The 22,903-nt window shown below is 70.1% G+C and carries 24 protein-coding genes and 2 pseudogenes; 13 read left to right on the top strand and 13 right to left on the bottom strand.

The window, feature by feature from the left end:
* Nucleotides 1-11: 11 nt before the first annotated feature.
* On the bottom strand, nt 12-833 hold the full coding sequence (locus AB0C27_RS22135) for a hypothetical protein (protein ID WP_357846756.1): 822 nt from the start codon (nt 831-833) through the stop codon (nt 12-14).
* Between the two features lie 92 nt (nt 834-925).
* Between AB0C27_RS22135 and AB0C27_RS22130 the strand changes: the two genes are divergently transcribed.
* The gene (locus AB0C27_RS22130; RefSeq protein ID WP_357846754.1) at nt 926-1,081 is read left to right on the top strand and encodes a hypothetical protein; all 156 of its coding nucleotides are present in this window, start codon (nt 926-928) and stop codon (nt 1,079-1,081) included.
* Between the two features lie 21 nt (nt 1,082-1,102).
* Here the strand turns inward: AB0C27_RS22130 and AB0C27_RS22125 are convergent, their stop codons facing one another.
* From AB0C27_RS22125 to AB0C27_RS22110, 4 genes are all read right to left on the bottom strand, one after another.
* The gene (locus AB0C27_RS22125) at nt 1,103-2,044 is read right to left on the bottom strand and encodes a hypothetical protein (RefSeq protein WP_357846752.1); all 942 of its coding nucleotides are present in this window, start codon (nt 2,042-2,044) and stop codon (nt 1,103-1,105) included.
* 195 nt (nt 2,045-2,239) lie between these two features.
* Complete coding sequence (locus tag AB0C27_RS22120) at nt 2,240-3,334, bottom strand: beta-eliminating lyase-related protein (protein WP_357846750.1); 1,095 nt, start codon at nt 3,332-3,334, stop codon at nt 2,240-2,242.
* Nucleotides 3,335-3,459: 125 nt separating this feature from the next.
* Nucleotides 3,460-3,975, bottom strand: coding sequence for a hypothetical protein (locus AB0C27_RS22115; RefSeq protein ID WP_357846748.1), 516 nt, complete (start codon nt 3,973-3,975; stop codon nt 3,460-3,462).
* The gene (locus AB0C27_RS22110) at nt 3,965-4,393 is read right to left on the bottom strand and encodes a MarR family winged helix-turn-helix transcriptional regulator (protein ID WP_357846746.1); all 429 of its coding nucleotides are present in this window, start codon (nt 4,391-4,393) and stop codon (nt 3,965-3,967) included. Before AB0C27_RS22110 ends, AB0C27_RS22115 begins: the two co-directional genes overlap by 11 nt.
* A 228-nt stretch (nt 4,394-4,621) precedes the next feature.
* Here AB0C27_RS22110 and AB0C27_RS22105 point away from each other — a divergent pair, with 228 nt between their 5' ends.
* The 8 genes from AB0C27_RS22105 to AB0C27_RS22070 all read left to right on the top strand — a co-directional run bounded on the left by AB0C27_RS22105 (nt 4,622) and on the right by AB0C27_RS22070 (nt 9,924).
* Nucleotides 4,622-5,428: an alpha/beta hydrolase gene (locus AB0C27_RS22105; RefSeq protein ID WP_357846744.1), complete on the top strand. Its 807-nt coding sequence runs from the start codon at nt 4,622-4,624 to the stop codon at nt 5,426-5,428.
* A 37-nt stretch (nt 5,429-5,465) separates the two neighbouring features.
* Nucleotides 5,466-6,839: an FAD-binding oxidoreductase gene (locus AB0C27_RS22100; protein ID WP_357846742.1), complete on the top strand. Its 1,374-nt coding sequence runs from the start codon at nt 5,466-5,468 to the stop codon at nt 6,837-6,839.
* Between the two features lie 41 nt (nt 6,840-6,880).
* Nucleotides 6,881-7,531 carry a chorismate mutase gene (locus AB0C27_RS22095; RefSeq protein WP_357846740.1) on the top strand — a complete coding sequence of 217 codons (651 nt, stop codon included), beginning with the start codon at nt 6,881-6,883 and terminating at the stop codon, nt 7,529-7,531.
* A 103-nt stretch (nt 7,532-7,634) separates the two neighbouring features.
* Nucleotides 7,635-8,192, top strand: a complete 558-nt coding sequence (locus AB0C27_RS22090) for a hypothetical protein (protein ID WP_357846738.1) — start codon at nt 7,635-7,637, stop codon at nt 8,190-8,192.
* On the top strand, nt 8,192-8,452 hold the full coding sequence (locus AB0C27_RS22085) for a hypothetical protein (RefSeq protein ID WP_357846736.1): 261 nt from the start codon (nt 8,192-8,194) through the stop codon (nt 8,450-8,452). The genes AB0C27_RS22090 and AB0C27_RS22085 overlap by 1 nt, the downstream gene beginning before the upstream one ends.
* The gene (locus tag AB0C27_RS22080) at nt 8,431-8,625 is read left to right on the top strand and encodes a hypothetical protein (protein WP_357846734.1); all 195 of its coding nucleotides are present in this window, start codon (nt 8,431-8,433) and stop codon (nt 8,623-8,625) included. Before AB0C27_RS22085 ends, AB0C27_RS22080 begins: the two co-directional genes overlap by 22 nt.
* Before the next feature lie 3 nt (nt 8,626-8,628).
* Complete coding sequence (locus AB0C27_RS22075) at nt 8,629-9,381, top strand: hypothetical protein (RefSeq protein ID WP_357846732.1); 753 nt, start codon at nt 8,629-8,631, stop codon at nt 9,379-9,381.
* 90 nt (nt 9,382-9,471) lie between these two features.
* Complete coding sequence (locus AB0C27_RS22070) at nt 9,472-9,924, top strand: hypothetical protein (RefSeq protein WP_357846730.1); 453 nt, start codon at nt 9,472-9,474, stop codon at nt 9,922-9,924.
* Between the two features lie 59 nt (nt 9,925-9,983).
* On the opposite strand, the gene AB0C27_RS22065 is transcribed toward AB0C27_RS22070, so the two are convergent.
* Genes AB0C27_RS22065 through AB0C27_RS22045 form a run of 5 tightly spaced genes read right to left on the bottom strand, consistent with a single transcriptional unit; the run spans nt 9,984 to nt 15,898 of the window.
* Nucleotides 9,984-11,465: a glycoside hydrolase family 76 protein gene (locus tag AB0C27_RS22065; RefSeq protein WP_357846728.1), complete on the bottom strand. Its 1,482-nt coding sequence runs from the start codon at nt 11,463-11,465 to the stop codon at nt 9,984-9,986.
* A gap of 43 nt (nt 11,466-11,508) precedes the next feature.
* A complete protein-coding gene (locus tag AB0C27_RS22060; RefSeq protein ID WP_357846726.1) occupies nt 11,509-12,789 on the bottom strand; it encodes an ABC transporter substrate-binding protein in 1,281 nt (426 codons plus the stop codon).
* A gap of 30 nt (nt 12,790-12,819) precedes the next feature.
* Complete coding sequence (locus tag AB0C27_RS22055; RefSeq protein WP_357846724.1) at nt 12,820-13,692, bottom strand: carbohydrate ABC transporter permease; 873 nt, start codon at nt 13,690-13,692, stop codon at nt 12,820-12,822.
* Nucleotides 13,689-14,627: a sugar ABC transporter permease gene (locus tag AB0C27_RS22050; RefSeq protein ID WP_357846722.1), complete on the bottom strand. Its 939-nt coding sequence runs from the start codon at nt 14,625-14,627 to the stop codon at nt 13,689-13,691. The genes AB0C27_RS22055 and AB0C27_RS22050 overlap by 4 nt, the downstream gene beginning before the upstream one ends.
* On the bottom strand, nt 14,624-15,898 hold the full coding sequence (locus AB0C27_RS22045; RefSeq protein ID WP_357846720.1) for a glycoside hydrolase family 125 protein: 1,275 nt from the start codon (nt 15,896-15,898) through the stop codon (nt 14,624-14,626). Before AB0C27_RS22045 ends, AB0C27_RS22050 begins: the two co-directional genes overlap by 4 nt.
* A 144-nt stretch (nt 15,899-16,042) precedes the next feature.
* Between AB0C27_RS22045 and AB0C27_RS22040 the strand changes: the two genes are divergently transcribed.
* Nucleotides 16,043-17,167 (top strand): GntR family transcriptional regulator, encoded by a 1,125-nt coding sequence (locus tag AB0C27_RS22040; protein ID WP_357846718.1) that lies wholly within the window; start codon nt 16,043-16,045, stop codon nt 17,165-17,167.
* An 18-nt stretch (nt 17,168-17,185) separates the two neighbouring features.
* Nucleotides 17,186-18,220, top strand: a complete 1,035-nt coding sequence (locus tag AB0C27_RS22035) for a glycoside hydrolase family 76 protein (RefSeq protein ID WP_357846716.1) — start codon at nt 17,186-17,188, stop codon at nt 18,218-18,220.
* A 45-nt stretch (nt 18,221-18,265) separates the two neighbouring features.
* Here AB0C27_RS22035 and AB0C27_RS22030 read toward each other — a convergent pair whose 3' ends face one another.
* Nucleotides 18,266-19,177, bottom strand: coding sequence for an SDR family NAD(P)-dependent oxidoreductase (locus AB0C27_RS22030; protein ID WP_357846714.1), 912 nt, complete (start codon nt 19,175-19,177; stop codon nt 18,266-18,268).
* A 95-nt stretch (nt 19,178-19,272) separates the two neighbouring features.
* Here AB0C27_RS22030 and AB0C27_RS22025 point away from each other — a divergent pair, with 95 nt between their 5' ends.
* Nucleotides 19,273-19,944, top strand: coding sequence for a TetR family transcriptional regulator (locus AB0C27_RS22025; RefSeq protein ID WP_357846712.1), 672 nt, complete (start codon nt 19,273-19,275; stop codon nt 19,942-19,944).
* A gap of 89 nt (nt 19,945-20,033) precedes the next feature.
* Here AB0C27_RS22025 and AB0C27_RS22020 read toward each other — a convergent pair.
* Both AB0C27_RS22020 and AB0C27_RS22015 read right to left on the bottom strand, forming a co-directional pair.
* Nucleotides 20,034-20,602 (bottom strand): annotated as a pseudogene (locus tag AB0C27_RS22020) (nitronate monooxygenase).
* A 76-nt stretch (nt 20,603-20,678) separates the two neighbouring features.
* A pseudogene (locus tag AB0C27_RS22015) lies at nt 20,679-20,831 on the bottom strand (nitronate monooxygenase); the annotation flags it as partial.
* A 193-nt stretch (nt 20,832-21,024) separates the two neighbouring features.
* On the opposite strand from AB0C27_RS22015, the gene AB0C27_RS22010 reads away from it, so the two are divergent.
* Nucleotides 21,025-22,902 (top strand): hypothetical protein, encoded by a 1,878-nt coding sequence (locus AB0C27_RS22010; protein WP_357846710.1) that lies wholly within the window; start codon nt 21,025-21,027, stop codon nt 22,900-22,902.
* The last annotated feature ends 1 nt before the right edge of the window (nt 22,903 follow it).

Here is a 22,903-nt window from a genome sequence, read left to right as displayed (position 1 = left end):
GTCCCTCGCGTTCAGTCGTCGTCGGAGAAGACCAGTTCGTCGCGCGTCGCCACGAGTTCGGCGGGGGGTGGCTTGACGTCGATCGGGTCGTGCCAGCCGGAGTACCGCTCATCGGAAATCACCAGATGGCGGTCTTCGACGTTCCAAATGCTGTCGGGCTCGTCATAACGCGTCTGGCACCTGCGTACGAGCTGATCCCAGCCGAGCCACAGCTGCCACTTCACCGGCAACTTGCGATAGCTCGCGTGCTGACCGGTGGGCTTGTTCACGTTGTCCACCCACACGCTCGGATCCAGCTTGTACAGCTCGCCGATCGTGGTGCTGCCCTCGTAGAGGGTGGTGCGGGTGCCGTCGTAGACGCCGTCGGGGCGCTTGGCCGTGGTGGTGGCCAGCACGTGCCGCAGGACCGCGGGATCGCTCAGCCTGATCTTCCCGCACGATATGAACAGGTCGTTCTTCTTCGTCGTCGACACGATCCAGGACTTGCCCGCCGGCAGGTAGTCAGGGCGTCCGGGCTCCCAGACGTAGACGCGGTCGGAGAAGGCGATTCTCCGGGAGTCGCCCAGTGAGGACGAGAAGCGGAGGTCGCTGGCCACGATCTCTCCGCCACCGAATTCGAACACGGTCTTGGCCCGGCTGGTAACGCGATCCTTCTTCGGCCCCGAGACGGAGCGAAAGACCGTACTCTCCCGCACCCCGCCATGACCGTTGAGTTTCCGCTTCAGCGCCGCGACCGGATCGGGACGGGGGGCGGCTTCGGCGGGCACGCCGATGATCGAGAGCGAGATCGAGGCCGTCAGCACAAGAGCCGGCCCAAGCGTCCATCGACCCATGCCCATGCACTCCCCGCTCGATTCCGTGCCGTCGGTAACAGACGGCCGGAAGTGATCTTCGCAGAGGAAGATCTCGACGACTTATCAAAGCCGTGTTCGATCGCGACGCCGTCGGTCGGACACTCCGCGCCGCTTCCTCACCGGGCGCGGGCCAGGACGTCGTGGATGAGGCCGATCACCTCGTCGGGGGTGAACTCCATGGCGTTCTCGTCGACGCCGTGGAGACGGCCCTGCGCCGGATGCTCTGAGGCCCCGGCGCAGGGCGTTCGCTACTGGGCCTGCTGGTCGTAGAGGCCGTCCTTCATGCGCAGCAGCGGCGCGGGGTAGGAGCCCTCGCCCTCGTCGCTGGACTGTCCTCCGTACGACGCCTGCCAGTCGCCGGTCGAGGTGTTGCGGATGGAGGTGTGGCTCAGCGTGCCGCCTTCGGCGTTCGAGCCGTAGAGGGCCCAGTGGTGGGCGGTGCGCTTGTTGGTCGCCGAGTCGGAGCTGACCGTGTCGTCGTGGCTTGAGGCGAGGAACGTGTAGTCCGTACCCATCTGGGAGAGCGGCTGCTTGCCCAGCCAGCTGATGAACCCGCTGCCGGGCCGCATGTCGCTGCACTGCTCGTGGGTGATGGCGCAGGCGGTCACCACCGCGCTGCCGATGCCCTGATGCGGCGTGGCGAACGTGACCATGTCCTCGATGTAGAGGAACGGCGGCCAGTCCCTCGGCCAGTCGGTCGCGCCGATGTCGTCCGGATCGACGCTCACCCCGCTCAGGTCGGGCGCCGGCTTGCCCACGCCGTACCTGTTGACGCCTTCGATGGCCGCCTTCGCGACCAGGCCGCCCATGGAGTGCGTGACCACGTCGATGGCCACGTCCTTGCTGGAGTACAGGTAGTAGACGGTCCACGCGAACTGGCGGCCGACCTCCTGGATGCGCGTGTCCGTGGTGCCCCGGAGCCTGAGGTCGCAGTTGGTGGCCTTGTTGTAGTAGCCGAAGGTGACGACGTCGCCCCAGCCGCCCGCGTTCAGCACCTGCTCGGCGCTGTTCCAGGCGCCGGAGCAGCTGATGTCGGCCTCTCGATCGAAGCCGTGGACCATGACCGTGACCCGGTGCCCGTCGGCGCGCGCTGGCGCGGCCGACGCGGCCGGTGCGGTGGCGATCAGGGTGGCCGCGACCACGGCCCCGACCAGGGACAGGGCGAATCCGGACTTGGCTAATCTGTACATCCGCGGTCTCCGTTCCGTTGAGCCGGAGGCAGAGTAACCCGCGGACGATCATCGCGCGCCTCAGTTGAACAGCGCTTACCCGCGCCCGGGCCGCGTGCGCAGGTGCGCCCGGCCCGGAGAGAGCCCGCAGCACTTGAACGGCCCCGCCAGACGAGCGACCCGAGACCAAGGATCGCCTGCTGGCGCGGCCGGCGGTCACGCGTTCAGTACCGGCCCTTCGGCGGCGCGGGCCAGCACGTCGTGGACGAGGCTCACCACCTCGTCGGGGGTGAACTCCATGGCGTTCTCGCCGACGCTGACCTCGAACGCGCACCGGCCGGGCTCGGACGCCGACCGTACCCGGCCCCAGAGCTGGATGCCGTGCTCGGCGAGGAGTTCCTGACCGGCCCGTTCGACGGCGGCGCGGCCGGCGGGCAGGTGGATGTGGAACAGCGGGGTCTGCGGCGGGTCGGGGTGGGCGCGGGCGGCGCCGTCCTTGTTGATCGCGGCCGCGATGGCGATGGCGTGCTCGCGGTAAGCGGGCATCTTCTCGGCCAGGGTGTCGAGGTGGACCAGCGCGGCCAGGGCGAGCGGCCAGGCGTCGCGGATGCCGCCGCCGAGCCGCTGCCGCCACACCCGCGCCGCCTCCACGGTGGCCTCGTCGGAGGCGAGCACGGCGCCGCGCACACCCTGCAGACTCTTGTAGAGGGAGACGTAGACGGTGTCGAACAGGGCGGCGATCTCGTCGAACGGCCGCCGGTAGTAGGTCTGGGCCTCCCACAGCCGGGCGCCGTCCAGGTGCGCGGCGGCGCCGGTGGCGCGCACGAGCGCGACCTGCTCGCCCAGCTCGTCCCAGGTGGGCAGCAGGCCGCCGAGGTCGCGCTGCGGCAGCTCCCACACGGCCGCGGCGAGCGGCTCGCCGACGGCCGCCAGGTCCGCGGCCGTCATCAGCTCGTGCAGGTCGCCCGTGCGGCGGAACGTCAGCCCGTGGACGGCGTTGTAGCCCTGCTCCTCCCACACGTCCAGGTGCGACTGCGGATGGGCGGCGAACGTACGGCGGCCGCGCCGGTCGGCGTGCACCCGCAACGCGGTCTGCTGGGCCATCGTGCCGCTGGGGAAGAACAGCGCGCGCTCCTTGCCGAGCAGCTCGGCCAGCCGTTGCTCCAGCACCGCGACGGGCCCCTGCGGCCCGTCGGCCGGGGTGTCGTCGTCCACCAGGGCCAGCATCTGCTCCAGCATTCTGCGCGGCCCCCGGCGGATGGGCGCGTGCAGGAACAGCGATCGCCGCACCGGCGGGCTGGTATCGGGCATGAACGTCTCCTTCATCGATAGGGTCATCCGAAAAATCGGCAAAGTAGCGCCTCGATCCGGCCACCGACGATCCGCCGACGGTCATCGTCATGCCTGGGGCCCTCGTCCGCGAGCCCGGCTCCGGGTCACCCGTGCTCGGCGTGCCGGCCGTGGTCGGTGACCTGGGCGTCGAACCAGGCGTGCAGCGCCTCGCGGAGGGCCGGGTCGGAGGTGGTGTAGGTGATCTCGGCCCCGGCGGGAGCCTGCGCGTAGCGGATGTCGATCCGGTCGTGGCCCGCCTCAAGCTCCCGCAGACCGGGCATCTCGCCGCCGTGGATGGAGGCGGGATCGCCGTAGTCGCCCGCGCTGAACCCCGCCGCCTCGGCGGTCAGGTGCTCGCGGATCAGAGTCACCTGCTCGGCGTCGGCCGGGTCGTCGGAGCTGACGGTCTGCACGCCGCCGGTGGCGGTCTTGGTGAAGCGGTGGGTGGTGCGCTCCAGGTCGAACGGCATCACCGTCCGGCCCTTGGCCGCGATCTCGGCCTGCCGGGCGGCCACCGCCCGCTGCTCGTTCGTGCTGATGAGCACGTACGCCGTCGCGGCGACGGCGACGAGGGCGAGGGCGGCGAGGAGCGCCTGGACCCGTCGATTCTCACGTTTCATCGATGGCCTTCGTCAGGATGTTCAGAGCGCGCAGCACGTCGGCGCGTTCGCCCTCGGGGACATGGTCCAGAACGGCGGAGAACCGCTTCGCCCTGGCCTCGGCCAGGCGGGCCGCGGCGTTCGTGCCGTGCTGAGTGAGCCGGACCAGCACGCCGCGTCCGTCGTCCGGCGCGGGGGTGCGCTCGGCCCAGCCGCGGTTGATGAGCTGCGTGACCAGGCGGCTGGTGGTGCTCTTCTCCAGTCGCAGCCGGTGCGCCAATTCGCTCTGGCGCAACGCGCCGTCCCTGGCCAGCTCGCCCAGGGCGTGCGCCTCCGAGGTCGGGATGGGCTGCCCGCACGGGGTCTGGTCCGGCTGGTGGAGCCCGAAGGCCCGGACGAACCGGGACACGGCCTCCTGGAGCTCACGATCACCCGACATAGTTCGACCATACAACCATCTGGTTGCATCACACAACCAGATGGCCGCTTGCCGGCGAAGAGCCAGCGCAAGAGGTAGAACGTTCGGTCTTGACGAATGGGTCAGGCGTGCCCAATGATGGGACCGAACGTTCTACCTCATTGGTGAGGTCTGAGACCTGACCGCACCTGTCGTCAGGAACGTCGCAGCCGCTTCGCCCGAAGCACCTATGACCTGAAAGGCCACATCATGCGCAACCGCGTTCTCCGTCGTGTCGCCCTCGCCGTCGGCGCCCTCGCCCTGATCGGCGCCACCGCGCCGAGCGTGGCGCTGGCGGACGGCAGCGGATCGGCGTCCGCCGCCGCTGCCGAGAAGCCGACCGTCGTGCTCGTCCACGGAGCCTGGGCGGACTCCTCAAGCTGGTCGTCGGTGATGGAACGCCTGCGCGAGGACGGCTATCCGGTGCGCGCCATCGCCAACCCGCTGCAGGGGCTCACCAGCGACACGGCCTACGTCAACAGCTACCTGGCCACGGTCGACGGCCCCGTGGTGCTGGTCGGCCACTCCTACGGCGGCGCCGTGATCACCAACTCCGGCGTCTCCGACCCCGACGTCAAGGCCCTGGTCTACATCGCCGGTTTCATCCCCGCGAAGGGTGAGACGGTGGGCGAGCTGGCCGGCAAGTCCTCGACGCCCATCCCGCTGGTCTCGGTCGCCGTCCCGGACGGCACGGAGGTGTCCATCGACCCGGACCACTTCCGTGACGCCTTCGCCGGCGACGTCGACAGGACCACCGCCGCCAACATGGCGGCCACCCAGCGGCCCGCCAACACCAAGGCGGTCTCCGACGCCAGCGTGGAGGAGGCGTACCGCACCGTTCCCTCCTGGAGCCTGATCACCCGCCAGGACCACGCGATCGCCCCCGACCTTCAGCGCTTCATGTCCAAGCGGGCGGGCGCGCACATCGAGGAGGTCGGCGCCTCCCACGCGGTGATGGTCAGCCGTCCTGACGCCGTCACCCGGGTGATCGAGGACGCGGCCCGCAGCGTCCGGTGAAAGCGTTCCGCACCCGATGTTTCGAGATAGGGGTCCCATGTCCACCACGCCACATCCACGGCTCGGCCCGCTGACCGGCACCCTGCGCCAGGCCATCCGCAGGGGCCGCGTGGCCACCACCGGGCCTGACTACGACGCCGGCCGGGCCGTCTGGAACGGCGCCGTGACCGCCCGCCCCGGTGTCGTCGTCCGGTGCGCCGACCCGGCCGAGGCCAGGGCCGCCGTGCTGGCCGCGAGGGAGGCCGGAGTGCCTCTCTCCGTGCGCGGCGGCGGCCACGACTGGGGCGGAAGGTCGCTGAGCGACGGCGGCCTGACCATCGACCTGTCCGGTCTGCGCCAGGTGACGGTGGACGCCGAGGCGAAGGTCGCCGAGGTGTCCGGCGGGGCCACGGCCGCCGACGTCGTCCGCGCCGCCCAGCCCTTCGGCCTGACCGCCGCGACCGGCTCCGCCGGCTCCGTGGGCATGGCGGGCCTGACGCTCGGCGGCGGCTACGGGCCGCTCAGCGGACGCTTCGGGCTCGCCCTGGACAACCTGCTCTCCGCCGACGTGGTGCTCGCCGACGGCTCGGTCGTCACCACCGACCGCGAACGGGAGCCGGAGCTGTTCTGGGCGCTGCGCGGCGGTGGCGGGAACTTCGGTGTCGTCACCTCGATGCGGATACGCCTGCACGCCGTGCCGATGCTGCTGTCCGGCATGGTGCTGTTCCCGTGGGACCAGGCCGGGACCGTGCTGGCCGGGCTGCCGGACGTGCTGGCCGGGAGCACCGACGAGCTGACCGTGCAGTTCGGCGTCCTGGCGGGCCCTGACGGCCGGCCCATGGTGTTCCTCTCGCCGACCTGGAGCGGCGACGACGCGGCGGCGGGCGAACGCGCGCTGGCCCGGCTCGACGCCCTCGGCACGCCCCTCGTCTCCCAGATCGCCCCGGCCACCATGCCCGAGCTGCTCGCGGGCATCGACGCGCAGTTCCCCTTCGGCCGGCACGTCGAGATCCGTCCTCGCTGGGTGCCGTCACTGACCTCCGGGGTACGGGACGCGCTGAGCCTCGCGGGCACCACCCTGACCTCGCCCTACTCGGCCGTGTCCGTGCACAGCCTGCACGGGGCGGCGGCCCGCGTACCGGTGACGGAGACGGCGTTCGGCAACCGCGACCCGCACCTCATGATCGAGATCATCGCCCTCTGGGAGCCCGGCGACACCCGTGCGGCGGAGCACCGCGCGTGGGCCGCCGAGCTGACCGGCGCCCTCGACCCCGACGCGCTGCCTGGCGGTTACCCCAACCTGCTCGGGGAAGACGAGGTCGCACGGATCGCGCACGCCTACGGCCCGAACACCGAGCGGCTGCTGGCGGCCAAACGCCGTTTCGACCCGGACCACGTCTTCCGCGCGATCCCGCTGCCGGACCCGTCGTGAATCTTCCCTCATATCCAAAATATTCAAATATAGGTAGGCAAATGAACCTGCGTACAAGGATGACGCGCTTCGCGATGATCGTCGGCATGTTCGGAGCGGCGACAGGGCTGGCCGCCCCGCCGGTCGCGGCCGCGGTGGCCCCGGCGAGCGCCGGCAGCTCGGTCGAGGCGACCGTCTCACATGGCAGGCTCGGCCCCCTGACGGACCTGGTCATCGAACGCATCCGCGTGGGTGACGACGTGGCGGCCTCCAAGTTCGGCACCGACTCGCCCATCGAGGACCCCGTACGCGAGCAGCAGGTCCTGGAGCAGGTCAGGAAGCAGGCCGTCGCGGCGGAGCTGGACCCGGACGCGGCGGTGGCGTTCTTCCGTGACCAGATCACCGCCAGCAAGGTCGTGCAGAAGGGACTGTTCGCCCGCTGGACCGCGCATCCGCAGGAGGCGCCCACGACCCGCCCCGACCTCGGCCAGATCCGCGAGCGGCTCGACCGGCTGACCACGGACCTGCTCGCCGAGCTGAAGAACACCGAGCGGGTGCGGGACAGGCCGGTTGCGTGTTCGGTGCAGCTGGCGCTGGCCACCGCGTCGGGGGCGTCACGGGAACGGTTGGACCGGCTGCACCGCCAGGCGCTCAAGGCGGCGACCCCGTCCGTGTGCCGTACCGGTGCGGGCGGGCCGGCCGCTCGCCGCTGACGGCCTTCTCGGGCCCCGTGGCCCGCCCGTAGCGTCATACTGACTGTTTTGGCTGGTCAGGGGAACGTTCCGGAAAGTCGGGTCAGCTGGGAGGGCCGGGGCCATGGAACACCTCCACCCGCGGGCCGCCCGCTTCGCGCCGTGGGTGGCCGCGCATCTCAGGCGCTTCCATTGGTCCATCCGGGCACGGATGACGATGCTGGCCGCCGTGGTGGCGCTGGTGCTGTGCGTGATCACGTCCACGTTGATCCTCAACCACCGCTACGACGAGACGACGGTCCGCAGGCTCGCCCGCCTGTACGCGGCGAACCTGGAGCTCGTGCACCGGTTCGCGCACCGCCCGGTGCCGGAGGTCATCGACCTGGAGAACGTGCCCGCGATGCAGTTGGTCGACCGCGCCGGGCAGGTGGTGTCGGCGACGCCCCGGATGCGTGGCCAGCCGCGGATGGCCACGTTCGTGCCGCCCCGGCGATCCTCGGCCACGGATCGGCGGCTGTGCGACGTGCCCGGGTTCCCCCACCGCTGCGTGCTCATCGCGGCGATGTGGGTCCCCGCCGCGAGCGGTGACCTGATCGCCTACAGCGCGCTGCCCGCGCCTCCGGGGTACGTCAGCTGCGCACCCCGATCGCCGGCGCCCGGCTGCGTCTGGAGGAGGCGCTGATGGACCCGGCCGCGGTCGACTGGCCGGGCCTGGCCAAGGACCTGCTCAACGACGTCGAACGCCAGCAGGCGATCGCCGAGGACATCCTCACCCTGGCCCGCCTGGACGCCGAACGGTCGCCGCAGCGCGAGCGCACCGATCTGGCCGACCTGGTCCGCTCCGAGCTCAGGCACCGCCTGCCCGGCCGGGTGCCCGTCCACACCGACCTGCGGCCGGGGTGTTCGTCGCCGGCGAACGGGTGCTGCTCGGCAGGCTGCTGACCAACCTGCTGGACAATGCCCAGCGCCATGCCGCCACCGCCGTCACCGTCGCCGTCAGGGCTGAGGACGATGAGAGCCTGGCCAGGCGGGCCAAGGCAGCCACGGCCTTCCACGCCCGCCACACCTGTCGTCAAGGTTTTCTTGACGAAGGGCGTTCGTCAAGCAATGCTTGACGCATGACCGATCATGAGATCCGGACCAGCGCCGTCTCCCGAGCCGCGCTGGCCCGCCTGGCCGTCGCTTCCGAGGCCGCCGCCGCCTCTGACAGCTACCGCACCCTGGCCGCCGACAGCCGGCCCACCCACCGCGAGCCGGGCGAGCTCGCCGGTACTGCTTGGCGGCTGTTCGAGCAGGCTCGCGACATTCTGCGGGCCGCCGTCATCGCCGACCGGCTGGCCGGCGCCTCCTGGGAGACGATCGGCGCGAACCTCGGCGAGATCAGCAAGCAGGCCGCGCACGAACGTTACGGCGCCGCCGAGACCGTCTTCCGCCGCGCGGCGCTGATGGCCTGGCTGATCCCCGAACGCGCCGGCCACCAGCTCGGTGACCTCGCCGACCCCCACACCGCCCAGGCCCGTCTGACCGCCTGGCTCCGGACCCCGCCCGGCCCCGGCCCCGGCCCCGGCCCCGGCACCGCTGTCGAAACGGGGTCGGCCGCCGAGGTCGAGGACTTCCCGTTCGGCCTCCCCGCCATGACCGACGCCGAGCGGGCCGGGCTGCTCACGGAGGCCGCCAACCTGCTCAAGGGCGCCGGCCCGTACCGGAACGCCGGGGTGACCGACGCCGAACGGTACGAGGTGGAGCTGGGCCTGGCCCGCCGCAGGGTCGAGCTGTACGAGGAGATCGCCGAGCGGCGCCCCGACGACCCCGAGCCCGCCGGCCTGCTGGCCGGCGCCCGAGCCCGCCTGGCCGCCCTGGAAGCCGGCTGACCCCCTCGCCCGCCGTTCCTCTCGCGAGAACGGCCATGATCTGTCGGCATCCGACTGCGCCCGCCGGAGAGCCCCCGTTACCTTGCTCAGGTGACACTCAGGCAGATCAACGACGAATGGGCCGGAGACGACATCGACGACCTGATCGCCTACTTCGCCGCAGATCCCAACGGATATGCCGTACACCAGGTGGTCGTGGCCCGTTGCGCCCACTGCGCGGGCCAGGTCTTCGTCCTGGAGACCGACGAGTCCTCGACCTGCGTGCGCCGTACCTGCGCCAACTGCGACCGGACCGCCTTCATGCTCGACGCCGAGGAGCACTGGCTCACCGAAGAGCCGGAGGTCGAGTATTTCGTCGAATGCACGTGCGGCGAGGACCGGTTCGAGACGGCGGTCGGTTTCACGTTCTACAACGACACGCCGGACTCCGACGTCCGTTGGGTCAGCATCGCCGTCCGGTGCACGGTCGACGGGCTCCTCGGCTACTGCGCGGACTACAAGATCCGCTACGGCCCCTCACACCACCTGGTCGATGCCGTCTGAAGGCCGGCCAGGCTGCCGCGCCCGGCCGCCAGCGACGGGTGGCCGGGCGCGGCCAGGTGCTATCGGGTGATGTCGAGCCGGTCCAGGTTGAGGAAGTTCGACCCCATTTCGAGCTGGATCGTGTTGTACCCCCGCGCGAGGTTGACGCCGCTCAGCACGGCCGTGTTCCACGTACCCCAGCCGCCGGTGGAGGCGAACGGCTGGCCGGCGGTGACCTGGGCGCCGTTCACGAGGACCCGGCGGGTGGCGTCGCCCGCGCCGGCGGCGTAGCGGAAGCGCAGCTGGTGCGCCCCCGCGGAGGCCACGTTGACGTGGAACGTGAGCGTCTGGCCGGAGTTGTTCCAGCCGGCCAGGTAGCCACGGCCGCTGAAGCCCGGCTGGCTGCTCTCCGAGCCGATGCCGGACGACCGCGCGTTCTCGGCCTCGTAGACGCCGTTCTCCGGCTGGAGCCCGGAGTTGCCGTCCGGCTGGACGATCTGCAGCGTGCTGACGGCGGCGGCCGCGGTCAGGCTCTGCAGGTACGTGCTCGGAGCCGGCGCCGACCAGTCAGGGCCCACGAGGCCGTCGGACGTGCGGCGGTGCTGCCACGCCTGGGTGGCGTTGCGCTGCAGGAACGGCAGGTACTGGCGCTGCCCGTGCTCGGTGACCAGCGTGTTGAGCCCGCGGATCAGCCGGGCCTTGAAGCCGCCGCCGTCATTGACGCCCTCGTGCAGCAGCGTGCCGCCGTTGGTCAGGTTGGCCGTGGCCCAGTCGGCCGCCGCGCGGGCGTCGGCCAGGTAGGAGGCCGTTCCGGTGGCCTTGTACAGCGCGGCGGCGGCGCTGATGTAGGTCCCGAAGTTGTAGGTGAAGTCCCATTTGACCAGGGTGCCGGAGCCCTCCAGGTGGTCGTAGACGTGCCCCGACTCCTGGAGGTTCTCCTTGATCCAGTCGAACAGGCTCCGCGCCCGGGTGAGGTAGCTCGCGTCGCCGGTGGCGGCGTAGAGCTTGGTGGCGGTGAGCACGGCCGGGGCGTTGGTGGCCACGTTCTTCTGGTTGCGCGTGTTGTTCTGCCACCAGATGCCGCCGCCGTACGTGGAGTCCTGCTCGGCCCAGATACGGTCGAACAACGACCGCGACCGGTCCAGGTACGTGGTGTTACGCGTGATCTCGTACGCCCGCGCACTGGCCAGCGCCCACCAGCCCAGGTCGTCGTTGAAGTCGTTCTCGAACGTCGGGTAGTAGGCGACGAAGCCGGCGTACACGTCGTCGATCATCCTGCGGTACGTGCCGTTGCCGGTGCGCTCGTAGGCGTCCATCACCAGCTCCCACAGCTGGGCCTCCCACCAGAAGTCGGTGTAGAGGCCGTTCTCGGGGCCGTGCGCGTGCTCGTGGATCTGCCAGTCGCTGTTGGTGTAGAAGTACTTCTTCGCCGGGTCCCAGAAGGTCGCGACGAACGCCGACATGGCGGCGTCGGCATCGGCGGGGACGTGGGCCGGGTGGCGGCCCGCTTCGGGAACGGCGGCGTGGGCCGGCTGGACGGGCTGGATGAAGACTGCCGACAACAGAACACCGGCAGCGGCGACGCGTAATCTCATCTGCGCTTCCCTAGTTGAGGTTGTTGTCCTTCAGCACCCGGTCGCCCTGCTGCTGCGCCTGGGTGAGGGCCTTCTGCGCGTCGGCCTTGCCCTCCAGGAAGAGCTGCAGGTTCGGGATGACCGCCTCCTCCTCCATCGGCGCGTAGCCGGCGCAGGCGGGGCGGGTCTTGGCGAACTTCAGCGTGTCGAGGATCGGCTTCCAGAACGGGTCGCCGGAGAAGAACGGATCCTCCGAGGCCTGGACGTTGCCGGGGATGTTCAGGCTGGTCTTGGCCCACAACATGGAGTTGTCCTTCTCGGCCGTCCACCACTTGACGAACTCCCAGGAGGCGTCCTTCTGCTTGGCGGCGCGCGGGATCACCAGGCCGAAGCCGCCCATGAGGCTGGCGTTGCCGCCCTGCGGCCCGCTCGGCGGCGGCACGATGCCGAAGTCCAGGTCCTTGCCGTACTTCTTGTACGTGGTGATGTTCCAGGGCCCGGTGAGGATCATGGAGACCTTGCCGGTGGCGAACGCGTCGGTGCCCTCGCCGAGGCCCTTCTCGAAGCCGCTCTGGTAGACGCCCTCCTTGATCATCCGGCTCCACAGGTCGAGCGTCTGCAGGCCCTGCGGGCTGTTGAAGGCGGTGCGCGAGCAGTCGTCGGTGACCATCTGGCCGCCGGCCTGGGCCAGGTACATGCTGAACAGGCCCGCGTCGTCCATGGACAGTCCGGCCCGGACGAGCTTGCCGCCGTCGCGCTTGGTCAGCTTCACCGCGGCCTGCTCCAGCTCGGCCCAGGTCTTCGGCGGTTCTACGCCGGCCTCCTTGAGGTGGGCCTTGTTGTAGAACAGGGCGCGGGCGTCCACCGTGAGCGGCAGCCCGTACAGCTTGCCGTCGTGGGTGAGCTCGCGCACGGCCTCGCCGTAGAAGCGGTCCGACGGGATGTTGTCCTTCTTGAGCCGCTCGTCGAGCGGCTCCAGCACGTTCTTGGGCGCGTAGCTCGCGGTCCGCCAGCGGTCCCAGAACATGACGTCGGGGGCCTGGCCTGAGGTGGAGGCGGTGAGGAACTTGGTGAGCATGTCCTCCTGGACGACGTACTCGACCTGAATGTTGGGGTGGGTCTTGTTGAAGGCCGCGGTCATCGTCCTGAACTGCTGCTCGCCCTCTCCGGACCAGTCGCCCCAGAACTTCAGCCGCACCACGTCGCCCGAGGAGGACGAGGAGGACGAACCGGAGGAGGCGCAACCAGTGGTGATCACCGTGGCGACGGCGAGGGCGGCGGCTGCCAGCCGCCTGGTCAGGGTCGCGTGCATCGGCGGCTCACTTCCTTTCGTGAAGACATGTCATTGGAGACCGGAGCCGGTGAAGGCCAGTCCCCGGGTGAGGTAGCGCTGTGCGAAGGCGAACAGCAGCAGGGTGGGCGCCATGGCGACGATGGATCCGGCCATGAGCGGCCCGTAGTCGGTCTGCTTGTTGAAGGAGAAGGCGGCCAGGCTCATCTGGATGGTGTTCATGTCGGGGTCGTTGAGCACGATCAGCGGCCAGAGGAAGCCGTTCCAGCCCGCGACGAAGGTGAACACCGCGAGCGTGGCCAGGGCGGGACGGCACAGGGGCAGGTAGATCTTCCAGAAGATGCGGAACTCGGGGCAGCCGTCCACCCGGGCCGCCTCGCCGAGGTCCTTCGGCAGGGCGAGGAAGAACTGCCGCATCATGAACACGGAGAACGCGCCGACCGCGCCCGGCAGGATGACCGCCCAGTACGTGTTCAGCAGCCCGACGCCGCCCTGCCCCATGAGGTCGTTGCCGCCGGCCAGCGGCATGCTGCGGACGATGACGAACGACGGCACGAGCGTCACCACGGCCGGCACCATCATCGAGCCCAGCAGCAGCCGGAACAGCACCCGGCTGCCCCGGAACGGCAGTCGCGCGAAGGCGTACCCGGCCAGCGCCCCGAGCATCAGGTTGGTGACGACTCCCGCCACGGCCAGCAGCATCGAGTTGGCGAAGTGCCGGGCGAACGGCACGGTGGTGAACGCCGACCAGTAGTGCTCGAAGGTGATCGAGCTCGGCAGCCACTTGATCGGCAGTGCGATGATCTCGTCGTCGGGCTTGAGCGACGTGCTGAGCGACCACAGGAACGGCAGCAGCATGAACAGCCCGACGACCGTGAGCACGCCGTAGAACAGGGCGATCCTGATCCGCCTGGCCATGGTCATGTCTCGTCACTCCGGTTGATCCGCATGTTGATCACGGTGACCGCCACGATGATGAGGAAGAGCGTGAACGCCTGCGCCGAGGCGTAGCCCATCTGCAGCCGGTTGAAGGCGGTCTCGTAGATCTGGTAGACGGGCGTCAGCGTCGAGTTGCCGGGACCGCCCTTGGTCATCACGTACGCCTGGTCGAAGAGCTGAAAGGCGCCGATCAGCGACAGGGTCGTGACGAACAGCGTGGTCAGCCGCAGCTGCGGCCAGGTGACGTGGACGAACGTGGCCCAGCGCCCGGCCCCGTCCAGGGCGGCGGCCTCGTACAGGTGCGTGGGGATGTTCTGCAGGCCCGCCAGATAGATCAGCATGTTGGAGCCGACCCCCTGCCAGAGCGTGACCAGCACGATCGACACCATGGCCGTGCTGCTGTCGCCCACCCACGCCGGGCCCGGGATGCCGAAGAAGCCGAGGATCTCGTTGATCGGCCCGTAGTGGCTGTTGAGCATCCAGGTCCACACCGTCGCGGCGGCCACCGGCGAGGTCACCACGGGGATGTAGTAGATGGTCCTGAAGACGCTTATCGCCGGCAGCCTGCTGTTGAGCGCCACCGCGAGGAGCAGCGAGCCGGCGATCATCAGCGGCACGAACATCGCGCAGTAGAGCAGGATGTTCTTCAGCGTGGTGAAGAAGGTGGTGTCTTCGAGCAGCCTGGCGTAGTTCTGCAGGCCGGCCCACTGCGGCGGCGTGAAGACGTCGTACGTGGTGAAGCTCAAGCCGAGCGCGCCGGCCACGGGCAGCACGGTGAAGATGACGAACAGCACCATCGGCGGCGTGGCGAACAGCACCCCGGCCCGCGCCTGATGCCGGGACATCCGGGACCGCCGCTGCTTCGCGTGGCCGGGGGAGGCCCGGCCGACCGCGGGGGGGCCGGCGAGCGTCTGGGTCATGTCAGCGCCACCTCCATGGCGAACTGCGCGTACAGGCTGTTGGCCCAGCCGAACCAGGGGCGGGTGAAGACGCCGGGGTCGTCGGGGTCCAGGCTCTCGTGGATGTATCCGGTGCCGGCCGTGGTGGCGGCGAGCATGTCCAGCAGCTCCGCCTGCTCGGCCGGGTCGGTGCTGGTGAGGCCCTGCATGGTCAGCGACATCGGCCAGATGTGGCCGGGCGCCGTGTGCGGGCTCCCCACGCCGCGGGCGTGCTTGCCCGAGCTGTAGTGCGGGTTGCCCGGGCTGAGGACGAAGGCCCGGGTGTTGCGGTACGTGGGGTCCGTGGCCGGGCGGTAGCCCAGGTAGGGGATGGACAGCAGGCTCGGGACGTTGGCGTCGTCCATGAGCAGGTGGTTGCCGAGGCCGTCGGTCTCGTACGCGTAGACGGGCCCGTGCTCGGGATGGTCGACGACCGCGTACCGGCCGATGCCCTCCTCGATCTCGGCGCGCAGCGCGGCGGCGTCGTCGGCCAGGGCCGCGTCCGCGTAGAAGTCGCGGGCGAACGCGGCCACGTGGCCGAGCACGACGACCGCGAACATGTTGGACGGGACGAGGAAGCCGTAGGTGCAGGCGTCGTCGCTGGGCCGGAACGCCGAGCGGACCATGCCGGTGTACCCGCACTCGGGGCCGCGCCCCTCGTTGACCAGCGTGTCCGTGGGCTGCTGGGGGTTCGGGCGGACGAAGCGGTACGGCGACGACTCCGGGTGCTGCTCGGCGCGCATGGTCGCGACCGCGACGGTGAGCATGCGGTGCACGGCCTCGTCGAACACCTCGGCGTCGCCGGTGACCGTCCAGTAGAGGTGCAGCAGCCGCAGCGGATGGCACAGGGAGTCCAGCTCCCACTTGCGCTCCCAGACCCAGGGCGTGAGTTCGGTCCGGTCGTCCTGGTGGCCCATGCCGTCGGGGCCCTCGTTGAACGCGTTCGCGTACGGGTCCAGGGCGACATACCGGGCGTGGCGCCGGATCACCCCGCGGACCATGGCCCGCAGGTCGTCGTCGGCGGCGGCGTGGCGGACGTACGGCTCGATCTGGGCCGCGGAGTCGCGCAGCCACATCGCCGGGATGTCGCCGGTCAGCACGAACGTGGTCCCGTCCGGCAGCCGCCTGACCGTGGTCTCCAGCGTGTTGAGGAAGCACTGCTCGAACATCGCGGCGGCCTCGGGGAACCGGGGCGTCAGCAGTGTTCGTACGCGGTCGGCCACGTCGTGCAGCACAGTTGGGACAGCGTTCACGCGTTTCCCTTCATGAGGTGCGCGAGATGTCATCTGAGGGAAACGTAGGAACCAAGTTGGCATAAGTCAATATGTTTCGATGGTTCAATTTATGAGATGATATATACCTAGACGTGCTGACATACCAAGCTATGAAGGGGAAGAGTGGCTGCGAGAGGCCCGCTCCTGTACGAGCGGATCATTGATTACCTCCTGGACGAGGTCCGGCGTGGAGCGCTGACCCCCGGCGACCGCGTCCCCTCGGAGATGGAGCTGGCCGAGCGGTTCGAGGTCAGCCGGATCACCTCGAAGAAGGCGCTGGAGATCCTCCGGCAGGCCGGCGTCGTGCACCGGGTCCGCGGCAAGGGCTCGTTCGTGGCCGCGGAGCTGCCCGACCTCGACTCCCTGGCGCTCTCGCCGGTCCGTGCGGCGGCTGAGGGCGAGCGGGTGCCCGGCACGATCGCGATGATCTATCCGGACGCGTCCGAGGCGTACGGGCTGGAGCTGCTCTGCGCGGTCGAGGAGCGCTGCGCCGAGCGCGGCATCACCCTGGTGATCAAGCGGACCCGCGGCAGCCAGGAAGAGGAGGAGAAGGCCATCGAGTCGATGGTCGACGCCGGGCTCGCCGAGGGCCTGATCGTCTTCCCCGTGCACGGCGAGTACTACAACGCCGGCCTGCTCCGCACGATCCTCGACGGCTTCCCGCTCGTCCTCGTGGACCGCTATCTGGCCGGGATCCAGGTGTGCGCCGTGCACACCGACAATGTCGCCGCCGCGCGCGCGTTGACCGAGCGCCTGCTCGACCAGGGGCACCGGCACATCGCGTTCGTCTCCCCGCCGCCGGAGAACACCTCCAGCATCGAGGAGCGGCTGGAGGGCTTCCGCGCCGCCTTCACCGGGCGCGGCCTGTCCCTCGACTTCGTGCACCAGCTGACCGATCTGTCCAGCACGCTGCCGGGCGCGTTCACTCCCGACAACGTGCAGGCCGACGTCGAACGCATCCGCGCCTTCCAGGCCCGCGAGCCCGAGGTGACCGCGTTCGTGGTGTGCGAGTACAACCTGGCGCGGGTCATGGGCCGGGCCATCTCCGGCACGGAGCCGCGCCCGCTCATCGCCTGCTTCGACTCGCCCCTCGACCCGGTCGCCGGGCCGGGCTTTCTGCACGTGCGGCAGGGGCAGCGGGAGATGGGCCGGCAGGCGGTGGACCTGCTGCTGGCTCAGATGCGCGGCGAGCCGGTGCCGCCACGCTCCATCGTCCCGTTCTCGATCGTCGACCCCGAGACCAGCTGATCCACGGAGGACCCACCCTTGTCGCTGCCCGACCTCTGGAACGACCGCGCCGACCTGACTCAGCGCAGCCTCGACCACTACTTCGCCGCCCCCGGTGACCAGCTGTTCGACAACTGGCACCCGCTGGAGCCCGGCGACAACGACACCTTCAACTACTGGTGGCTCGCGCACGCCATGGACGTGCGCATCGACGCCCACCGGCGGACCGGCGACCCGGCCCGGCTCGACCAGGCCGCGGCGATCCTGGCGGGCATCCGCCGGCGCAACGGCGGCCGGCTCTTCAACGACTACTTCGACGACATGCTCTGGCTGGCACTTGCGACCCTGCGCCTGGCCGAGGCCACCGGCTCCGCCGACCTGCGCCAGGACGCCATCGTGATCTGGCAGCACGTGCTCGACGACGGCTGGAACGACCACGAGGGCGGCGGCATCGCCTGGCGCGTCCAGCAGCCGTACTACAAGAACACCCCGGCCAACGGCCCCTTCGTCATCCTGTCGGCCCGCCTCCACCGCGTCACCGGCGACCCCCGCTACCTGGAGTGGGCGGTCAGGACGATGGACTGGCTGGAGGGCGCCCTGGTGCGGCCGGACGGCTTCGTCGAGGACGGCGTCAACCGCCAGGAGGACCACGCCATCGACGTGCAGTGGCGCTTCACGTACAACCAGGGCCTGTACGTCGGTGCCTGCGTCGAGCTCGCCCAGGCGCTCGACCGGGACGGCTACCTGTCCCGCGCCACCCGTACGGCCCGCACGGCCATCACGGAGCTGAGCTCGGACGGCGTCTTCGCCCACGAGGGCGACGGCGGCGACGAGGGCCTGTTCAAGGGCATCTACTACCGGTACGCCCACCGCCTGCTGGAGGTCCAGGACGTGCCGGAGGTCCGGGACTTCCTGCTGGACAGCACAGAACGGCTGTGGAAGTCGTCCCTGCGGGACGGCCTGCTGCTGGCCGGCCAGAACTGGAACCACCCGCCGGGCCCGAAGGTCTCACTCTCGGCCCAGCTCAGCGCGGTGATGGCCACCGAAGCCTGCGCCGCCCTCACCACCGGCTGACGGCCCCACCGGCGCCCTGCCGAGACTGGGATCTCATGAGGGCTTTCACTGCGCTGCCGGCGCCGAGAACGTCACCCCGGTCAGCTCCTCGGACACCGTCCACAGGCGCTGCTGGACGGCCTGGTCGTGGGAGGCGGGGCTGGAGGTGACCGGTTTCGGGTAGCCGCTGATCTCCCCCCGGTTGCCGGGGCCGTAGTACTGGCCGCCCGTGACGGCCGGGTCGGTGGCGGCGCGCAGGGTGGGCAGGGCGCCCATGTCGGCGTCCTGGGTGAGCAGCGGCGCGAGCCAGGTGATGGGCAGGCGGAGCGGGGCGGGCGTGTTGCGGGCGAGTTCGGTGTTGGACACGCCGGGATGCGCCGCCACCGCGATCGTGGTGCCGTACGGGGCGAGCCGGCGCTGCAGCTCGTACGTGAACAGCAGGTTGGCGAGCTTGGACTGACCGTAGGCGCCGACGCGGCTGTACGAGCGCTCCCACTGCAGGTCGTCGAAGTGGATGGCGGCCCGGATGCGATGGCCGGTGCTGCTGACCGTCACGACGCGGGAGCCGGGCACGGGCAGCAGCCGGTCGAGCAGCAGGCCGGTCAGGGCGAAGTGGCCCAGATGGTTGGTGCCGAACTGCAGCTCGAAGCCGTCGGCGGTGCGCTGCGGCGGGGTGTACATCACGCCCGCGTTGTTGATGAGCAGGTCGATGCGCGGGTACGTGGCGCGCAGGTCGGCCGCCGCGGACCGGATCGAGTCCAGCGAGGTCAGGTCGAGGGCCTGGACGGCGACGTCGCCGCTGATACGGCCGGCCGCCTGCCTGCCCTTCTCGACGTTGCGTACGGCGAGGACCACCGTGGCCCCGCGTTCGGCCAGCATCCGCGCGGTCTCGAACCCCAGCCCGGTGTTGGCGCCGGTCACGATCGCCACCCGCCCGCTCTGGTCGGGGATGTCCTGCTCGGTCCAGTTGCCACTCATGAGGTCCTCCTAAAGAACCGTCGGTCTCTTACGAGCTTCAACATAAGAGACCGCCGGTCTTCTGTCAAGAGACCGCCGGTCTTTAAGCTAGGGTGATGGATGTGACATTCAAGCGGGCGCGTAGTGAGGAGCAGCGGGAGATCCGCCGCCAGGCGATCCTGGACACGGCGGCGGCGATGCTCGACGAGCTGCCGGTGGCCGAGGTGAGCCTCAACGAGCTCAGCCGGCGCGTGGGCCTGGCCAAGTCGAACGTCCTGCGCTACTTCGAGTCACGCGAGGCGGTGCTGCTCGAACTGCTGGACGTCTTCCTGGCGAGCTGGGAAGCCGAGATGACGGACGCCCTGGCCGCGGGCATCGACGCCCAGGCGACCCCGGAAGCGCGGGCCCGTCAGCTGGCCGAGATCCTCAGCCGGTCGCTGGCGGAGCGGAAGGTGCTCTGCGACCTCTTCGGCGCGCAGGGCGGCGTTCTTGAGCACAACGTCTCGGTCGAGGTGGTCAAGCGGCACAAACGCGCCTCCCTCGCCCGGCTCGTCGCGATCACCGACCTCATCCGCCGTCACCTGCCGGAGCTCGGGGACGACGCGCAGTTGTTCTGCCTGATGGCCATGGTCTCGGCGGGCGCCCTGTCTTCGTACGTCCCGCCGCCGCCCAGCGTCCTCGCCGCCTACGCGGAGGAGCCCGCACTCAACATGCTCCACCTGGACCTGCGCGACGCCCTCCGCTCCGCCTTCACCGCGACACTCGTGGGCCTGCTGCCACGCGCCTGAACGTCACCTCGCCCGTACGTCACGGACCTGCCCGAACGTCACCTCGCCCGTACGTCACGGACCTGCCCGAACGTCACCTCGCCTGGACGTCACAGACCTGCCTGGGCGGCCACCGTCCGCACGATCTCGCCGGCCGGCGCCTGATCGTGCACGAGCCCGGCCGACTGCCCCGCATACATGGCCAGAGCGACCGGTTCCCCCGTCATGCCGGGCACCGGGATCATGTCGTCGTAGCGCCGATAAGCGTGCCCCTGGGCATCGACGGCCACGACCTCGCCCTCTCCCGGCCGATCGGGAGCCGCCGGCCGCCCCGCCCGCTCCCACGCTTCCAGGGTGCGGTTGCCGAGCACACGATGCGGCGCGTCCGGCCAGCCGCCGTCGAAGCACGTGGTGTGAACGGTGTCGTCGGCGGACGCCCGGCAGACAGCCTGCCGGTACGTGTCATGGGTGGCCGCTTCCTCGGCGGTCAGGAAACGGGTCCCCAGCCACCCCGCCTGCGCGCCCAGGGCCAGCGCGGCGGCCAGCCCCGTCCGTCACCGATGCCGCCGGCGGCGATCACCGGCACCGGGCCCACCGCGTCCACCACGGCGGGCACCAAGGCCATCGTGCTCACCCGCCCCCTGACATGCCCGCCCGCCTCCCATCCCTGCGCCACCACCACATCCACCCCGGACCGCACGGCCGCCGACGCCTCGGACACGGACCCCACGGTGTGGAGGCCGTATCCGCCGGACGGCCTCCTCGGGCGAGACCCAGGTGAGGGCGAGCATGCCGAGACCGCCCGCGTTCGAGACGGCCGCCGCCAGCTCGGGCGTGGCCGCCGAGCCGATCGGCGCCTGGATGACAGGCACCGCGATCCCCAGCCGATCGCACAAAGGTGTCGTCATGCTGACCCCCGTCTCTGAGCCGTCATTTCGGTGCGCGCGTCCGGCAGCAGGATATTACCGGCGCTCGAACGCCGGCCATATCCGCGCCGCATTTTAGGCAGGGCGGACTTCTTGACGCTGTCGTCATTCTGCCGCCGGGAAAGCACGAAAAAGTCACCGCCCTTTTTCTCGAGCGTCAGGTATGTTGCCGGGCATGAAACGAGCCCTCGTGATCATCGGCCTGCTCTCACTCCCGTTCATGCCGGGACGGGAGGCGTCGGCATCGACCGGCATTTCTTCGCAGAACTGCGCGGAAGTTTCGGTGGGCCCGGCCGAAGTGGTCGTCACCAATGCGGCTCGGGAACGGCACCAATTGGGTGGATGGCCGGAGACCGCGCTCGGAGTGCTGCCGGATTCCGGCGGGTTCCATCGCTTCGTGAGCGTCAATCCGTTCGGCGGGACAATGACGCGCCCGCAGGCCAACGTGGTGACACGGGGCACGCTGGCCGACCCGCTCGCCGGCGGAGTCCTGAGTTCGACGACGGTGGAGAAGCTTCCTGGCGGATATGAATGGGCCGGCGGCGGGCCGGTTTTCCGCGATCCGGACAGCGGCCTGGTCCTCCAGGTTCTCCACCTGGAGAGATACGCCCATGACCGCTTCTACGGCGAGCTCCACCTGGGCCGGTTCGACGTGGCGACGGGGCGGACCACCTATCTGGGACCCATGGTCAGGCCCAGGGTGGACATGGAGGCGGCCTTGAGCCGCGGCTACAACATCGACCTGGGAACGTCCTCGCTCACGCTCATCGACGGCTATCTGCACGTCTATTTCTCCGACGCGTCCTTCGACGTGGCCGGAAATCTGGCCGTCACGGGCCTGTCCACGGCGCGGGCGCCGCTGGGCGAGGTGATCGCCGCCGCCCGGTCGGGAACGGTCTCGCCGTGGCGGAAATACCACCAGGGCGAATGGGCCTCGCCCGGCATCGGCGGCGACGCGGGGGATCTGCAGCCGGGGATGCCGTCCGCGTGGGCGCCGAACGTGATCAGGGCCGCCGAGGGCGGCGTCATCATGGTCGCTGCGGCGGACGACCGGGAGATCGTCATGTCCAGCTCGCCGGACGGCCTGACCGGGTGGACTCCTCGCATTCCGCTCTTCCGGGACCCGGAGTACACCAACGCCTACGTCACTGCGGTCGGCACCGATGACCCGTCCGTCGCCGGGAGGCAGTTCTACGTCTACAACACCCAGTTCCTCGACAAACAGCCCAACCTCCGGAACATGCAACTCGTCCGGCATCTCATCACCTGCACCGCCGGATCGGCCACCACCACTGTCCCGCTGATCCGTCACCGCTTCCCGGACGGGCGCCACCGCGTCACCACGACGGAGGTGAAATCGCCCGGCGCGTACCCGGAGTACGGCGGAATCTGGGGCCTCTACCGCACCAAGCACGCCGGGACGGCGCCTCTGTACGGCTGCCGTGAGGGCACATCGGGATATTTCATCACCCGCGACGTCCGCTGCGGCGGCAAGGACAACGCCCTGCTCAACACGGAAGGCTGGATCCACACCACCGCCCCCGACGTGCCGTCCGCGCTGCTCTACCGCTGCCGGCAGGCCGGCGGCGACTCGTACGTCTCGATCGACCCGACGTGCGAGGGCGCCGGAACCGCGAGCGAGACCCTCGGCCACGCGCTCTGGTCCCCACGTGTGCTGTTCTCCCGGTTCGCGAGCAGGGACGACCACTGGGAGACCTCGGGTGCGGTGACGACGGCCTACGCCAGGGAGGGGAGCTGGTACCTGGAGCCCGCCCGGACGGCGGGCACCGTGCCCTTGTACGGCTGCCTGACCGGAACCGACCACTTCGTCACCCGGGACGCCGGCTGCGCCGGTCGCACGGAGGGCTACATCCATACGGCTCGCCCCTCGGAGGCGTACCAGGCCATCTATCGGTGCAGCTGGGGACCGTCCAGGGAGAGATTCACCAGCATCCGGGACGACTGCGAGGGCGCGCCTGGCGCGGTACGCGAAGCACTCCTCGGTTACGTCCTCCCCGCCGACGCCCCTTTCACCATGGCCGCCGCCTCCTGAC

This window comes from Nonomuraea sp. NPDC048882, from assembly GCF_040649755.1.
Lineage (GTDB): Bacteria > Actinomycetota > Actinomycetes > Streptosporangiales > Streptosporangiaceae > Nonomuraea > Nonomuraea maheshkhaliensis.
Note: the sequence above shows the minus strand (reverse complement) of the source record. Positions and strands in the feature narration are given on the sequence as shown.

Coding starts and splice junctions, on each gene's coding strand:
- AB0C27_RS22120 (WP_357846750.1), bottom strand. CDS start 3,334: ATGCCCGATACCAGCCCGCCGGTGCGGCGATCGCTGTTCCTGCACGCG.
- AB0C27_RS22010 (WP_357846710.1), top strand. CDS start 21,025: ATGAAACGAGCCCTCGTGATCATCGGCCTGCTCTCACTCCCGTTCATG.
- AB0C27_RS22135 (WP_357846756.1), bottom strand. CDS start 833: ATGGGTCGATGGACGCTTGGGCCGGCTCTTGTGCTGACGGCCTCGATC.
- AB0C27_RS22025 (WP_357846712.1), top strand. CDS start 19,273: ATGGATGTGACATTCAAGCGGGCGCGTAGTGAGGAGCAGCGGGAGATC.
- AB0C27_RS22095 (WP_357846740.1), top strand. CDS start 6,881: ATGAACCTGCGTACAAGGATGACGCGCTTCGCGATGATCGTCGGCATG.
- AB0C27_RS22055 (WP_357846724.1), bottom strand. CDS start 13,692: ATGACCATGGCCAGGCGGATCAGGATCGCCCTGTTCTACGGCGTGCTC.
- AB0C27_RS22110 (WP_357846746.1), bottom strand. CDS start 4,393: ATGTCGGGTGATCGTGAGCTCCAGGAGGCCGTGTCCCGGTTCGTCCGG.
- AB0C27_RS22075 (WP_357846732.1), top strand. CDS start 8,629: ATGACCGATCATGAGATCCGGACCAGCGCCGTCTCCCGAGCCGCGCTG.
- AB0C27_RS22030 (WP_357846714.1), bottom strand. CDS start 19,177: ATGAGTGGCAACTGGACCGAGCAGGACATCCCCGACCAGAGCGGGCGG.
- AB0C27_RS22105 (WP_357846744.1), top strand. CDS start 4,622: ATGCGCAACCGCGTTCTCCGTCGTGTCGCCCTCGCCGTCGGCGCCCTC.
- AB0C27_RS22085 (WP_357846736.1), top strand. CDS start 8,192: ATGGACCCGGCCGCGGTCGACTGGCCGGGCCTGGCCAAGGACCTGCTC.
- AB0C27_RS22125 (WP_357846752.1), bottom strand. CDS start 2,044: ATGTACAGATTAGCCAAGTCCGGATTCGCCCTGTCCCTGGTCGGGGCC.
- AB0C27_RS22100 (WP_357846742.1), top strand. CDS start 5,466: ATGTCCACCACGCCACATCCACGGCTCGGCCCGCTGACCGGCACCCTG.
- AB0C27_RS22060 (WP_357846726.1), bottom strand. CDS start 12,789: ATGCACGCGACCCTGACCAGGCGGCTGGCAGCCGCCGCCCTCGCCGTC.
- AB0C27_RS22090 (WP_357846738.1), top strand. CDS start 7,635: ATGGAACACCTCCACCCGCGGGCCGCCCGCTTCGCGCCGTGGGTGGCC.
- AB0C27_RS22050 (WP_357846722.1), bottom strand. CDS start 14,627: ATGACCCAGACGCTCGCCGGCCCCCCCGCGGTCGGCCGGGCCTCCCCC.
- AB0C27_RS22115 (WP_357846748.1), bottom strand. CDS start 3,975: ATGAAACGTGAGAATCGACGGGTCCAGGCGCTCCTCGCCGCCCTCGCC.